Here is a 4071-nt window from a genome sequence, read left to right on the forward strand (position 1 = left end):
CGGTGCTAATGTGACAATTGATGCGATTGCCGCTTAACTGGCAAACAGATCGCAGAGTGGTCGAATTCTCATACACCACGATCTTGGACGCGGCCGCGGGCTGGCGGCGCCGATCTGGGCAGCTCGCTCCCCGCTCGACCGGCGAGAAAGCCCCGAGCGGGTCACCCGGTGGCGGCGAGGTAGGCCACCGAGCGTGGCGGAGCGCTCGCAATCTCGGACGCCAGCGCCTCAGGAGACTCCGGCACGCGCAACTCCTCCGGAAGGGAGGCGGGATCCGCAGGCTCCTCCGCAGGCACGAGGACGACCGAGTGCACCTCCACCTCGTAGCGCCAGTTCTTGGCCAGCGGCGGTCCGTAGATCCGGCAGCGCAGCGCCCCCCGCACCTCCATCACCTCACGTGGCGTCATGCCCGCCACCAAGCTCGCCACGTCGGGATCGAAGGTCACGCACTGGATGGTGTCGACGAGGCCACCCCGCCGCGCCCGAGGGCGGCGCCGGACGATGATCCGCCACTTGCTCAAGGTGTCGCCGCTCGGCAAAGGACGCTCTTCCGGCTTGGCGGACAGCCGTCCCACCAGCGTCACCTCGTTGCGATCCACGTGATCCTTCTCCTCGCTCGGGCACGGCCGCGCAGGGCGTGCGCTTGTTGGGAGGACCACTCTTTACGATGTGGGGAAGGCCAGGGCGGACAGAATGCCGTTCTGGGGACAGCGGTTCAGCTCGGGAGTGTGCCTGTGGACAACATCACCGCGCTCGGCGGCGACGTGTACGAGATCGACACGCGGATGGCGGGTTACGCCGGGATCACGGCGGGCTACCTCATCCTCGGCGATCGGCCATGCCTGGTGGAAACAGGCACGTCAACCTCGGCCCCGGTGGTGCGCGACGCACTGGCGTCGCTCGGCGTCGGCCCGAACGACCTGGCCACCGTCGTCGTCACTCACATCCACCTCGACCATGCCGGCGGCGTGGGCGACATAGCCGGATACTTCCCGCAGGCGGAGATCGTCGTGCACGAGAAGGGCGCACGACATCTGGCCGATCCGTCCAGACTCATGAAGAGCGCCAGGATGGTGTGGGGTGACCAGCTCGACACCCTGTTCGGTGAATTGTCCCCCACGGACGCCGAACGCATCGTCGCCCTCGGCGACACCGGCGCCATCGACCTGGGCAACGGGCGTACCCTCTCCAGCCACTACTCCCCCGGCCACGCCAAACACCACGTCGGCCTGATCGACTCCGGCACCGGCGACCTCTACGTCGGCGACGCCGCCGGCGTCTACCTCCCGCAGACCGGCGACCTGCGCCCCGCCACCCCGCCGCCGGACTTCGACCTCCAGACCGCCCTCGACTCGATCGCGCTGTTCCAGGCCCTGGGCCCGCAGCGGCTGCTGTTCAGTCACTACGGCCCCGTCGGCGCCGTTCAGGAGACGCTCGAACGGTCTGCCGAGGAGCTCCGTATCTGGGTCGACCTCACCAAGCAGGCCCACGAGCAGGGCATGGACCTCGACCACGCGGTCGCCATGGTCCGCGACCGTACCCGCGAGCGATACACAGCGCTGAAGTCGGACGACGCGACGGCGGAGCAGTTCGAGATGCTCAGCGGGGCCCCGACCAACGTCGCGGGCATCCTCCACTGGCTCAACAAAGTCTCCCCTTAGCCGGTGCCGCCCGCCCCCGAGCCTCTCCCTCGAAGCACCGCGACGCCCCACCCGTCACCGGCCCCCTGTGTCGGGCGTCGCGGTCACGTACCCGTGAGCACCTGAGCGCCGTCGCCGCCGAACTCAACACACGACCACGCAAAACGCTCGGCTGGGAACCCCAGCCGAGCGTCTCACCACACTCCCTACCGCACACAACCGATCACCTGGGTTACGGCTGTTCGCGCGCGCTGATCTCGCCGTGGCCGTGCCGTACCAGAAGAGCATTCATCCGGTACGGCACAGCCGCAGGTCACTTCTTGGACTCGGGACCCTCCGGACCGTCGAGGATGTCGCCGAAGTCGGGCTCGATGAACGCCGGGCCGATCCCAGGCTTGGCGGACTCGGCGAGCTCGGCGTCGACGCTCTCTTCCACGTCATCGGCCCCGTCGGCTGGCTGCGCGTCACTCACAGCCTCGTCGGCGTCCGGGTCCTCCCCGGAGTCCGCATCGTCCTCGGGGTCGAGGTCCGCTTCGGCGTCCAGGTCGTCGTCGGAGTCGAGAACCGCGGCGGGCGCGACCTCGGGTGCTCCGTCGGCGTCATCGAGGACATAGGACGGCTCGCCGGCCTCAGCGGCCTCGTCGGCGAGGTCCTCGTCGTCGTCGAGAACGTCCGCGCGCTCCGCGTCGCGAGCTTCCTCGATCTCCTCGTCGCCCTCCTCGAACTCGTCGTCACCCTCATCCTCGAACTCGTCGCCGCGAGCGACTACGACCTCGGCAACGACTTCGTCCTCGTCCTCGTCAGCGCCCTGGACCTCGTCGATTTCCTCGTCGACGGCCAGGATGTCGCCACGCTCGTCACCCTCGGCGGACTCGTCGAGGTCCTCGTAGTCCTCTTCGATGTCCTCGATCACCGCGCCGGTGAGCTCTGCGTAGCGTTCGGCGGCGTCCGTCTCGCCGTCCTCGTCGAAGGCCAGCGCCCGCGCGAACCAGTCGGTCGCCGCCTCCTGGTGCCCGGCGTCGGCCAGAGCGTCGCCGTAGGCGAAGGCCAGGCGGGCCGACCACGGATGCGGGTTCGGGTCGCGCAGCTCGGGCAGACGCTGCAACGTGATGACCGCCGCGTCGTTCTGGCCGAGGTCGCGGCGGGCGCCGGACTCGACGATGGCCAGCTCGATGCGTCCTGCCCTGTCGAGCCGCTCGGCCTCGGGCGAACGGACCAGGTCGAGGGCGCGCTCAGGACGGCCCATCCCGCGCTCGCAGTCGGCCATGATCGGCAGATAGGCGTCGGAACCGGTCATCCGCCGCGCGGCACGCAGGTCGGACAGCGCCTCCGAGTAGTTGCCCGCGCGGTAGGCCACGATGCCGGCGGCCTCGCGGACGACGCCGATGCGGGCGGCGAACCTGCGGGCGACCTTGGTGTGCTCGTGCGCCCTGTCGGGGTCGTCCTCGACCAGCGCGCGCTCGGCGGCGACCAGGTGGCGGCCGACCAGCTCCGCGAGGTCGAGGGGAAGGGATCGCAGCTCGTCCCGCACGTCCTTGTCGAGCTCGTCCATGGTGATGTCCGGCGGGACGTCGGGCAGCTGCTCACGGCGGGGGGCCTCCTCGTCGCGGTCCTGCCTGCCGAACCTGGCCCTGGCGGGCGCGCCGGAGCGGTCGGCGTGACCGTGATCGTCGCGCGAGAACGGCCGGTCCTCACGCCTGCGGAATCCACCGCCCTGCGGACGGTCACCACGGTCACGGAACCCGCCGCCCTGGGGACGGTCGCCACGATCCCGGAACCCACGCTCATCCCGATCACGGAACCCGCCGCCCTGCGGCCGATTACCATGATCCCGGAAGCCACCACCCTGCGGCCTGTCGCCCCGGTCGCTGTAGCCGCCCTGCGGACGGTCGCCGCGGTCACGGAATCCACCACCCTGGGGACGGTCGCCGCGGTCACGGAATCCACCACCCTGGGGACGGTCGCCCCGATCGCGGAAACCACCACCCTGAGGCCTGTCGCCACGGTCACGGTAGCCACCGCGGTCCTCGCGCCGGTCGAAGTCACGACGCGGCCCACGATCATCCCGATCGCGGAACCCGCCCTGCGGCCTGTCACCGCGATCACGGAAGCCGCCACCCTGAGGCCTGTCACCGCGGTCGCGGAAGCCGCCACCCTGCGGACGGTCACCCTGGGGACGGTCGCCACGATCCCGGAAACCGCCACCCTGAGGACGGTCACCACGGTCACGGAATCCACCACCCTGAGGACGGTCACCACGGTCGCGGAAGTCACGCTGCGGACGGTCACCCTGGGGACGGTCACCACGATCCCGGAAGCCGCCACCCTGAGGCCTGTCGCCCCGGTCGCGGTAGCCGCCCTGCGGACGGTCACCACGGTCGCGGAAGTCACGCTGCGGACGGTCACCCTGGGGACGATCGCCACGATCCCG

The 4071-nt window shown here is 70.2% G+C and carries 4 protein-coding genes; 2 read left to right on the forward strand and 2 right to left on the reverse strand.

The features are described from left to right. Positions 1–161: 161 nt before the first annotated feature. The gene (locus ACFXJ8_RS43710) at positions 162–599 is read right to left on the reverse strand and encodes a single-stranded DNA-binding protein (RefSeq protein WP_379651448.1); all 438 of its coding nucleotides are present in this window, start codon (positions 597–599) and stop codon (positions 162–164) included. 135 nt (positions 600–734) lie between these two features. Here ACFXJ8_RS43710 and ACFXJ8_RS43715 point away from each other — a divergent pair, with 135 nt between their 5' ends. Next, entirely contained in the window at positions 735–1661 is a 927-nt protein-coding gene (locus ACFXJ8_RS43715) for an MBL fold metallo-hydrolase (RefSeq protein ID WP_379651450.1), read from the forward strand. 292 nt (positions 1662–1953) lie between these two features. Here ACFXJ8_RS43715 and ACFXJ8_RS43720 read toward each other — a convergent pair whose 3' ends face one another. After that, positions 1954–3192 (reverse strand): hypothetical protein, encoded by a 1239-nt coding sequence (locus tag ACFXJ8_RS43720; protein ID WP_379651452.1) that lies wholly within the window; start codon positions 3190–3192, stop codon positions 1954–1956. Between the two features lie 105 nt (positions 3193–3297). Here ACFXJ8_RS43720 and ACFXJ8_RS43725 point away from each other — a divergent pair. Then, a partial coding sequence (locus tag ACFXJ8_RS43725) for a hypothetical protein (RefSeq protein WP_379651453.1) occupies positions 3298–4071 on the forward strand: 774 nt, incomplete at its 3' end.

The organism is Nonomuraea sp. NPDC059194 (assembly GCF_042754765.1).
GTDB lineage: Bacteria > Actinomycetota > Actinomycetes > Streptosporangiales > Streptosporangiaceae > Nonomuraea.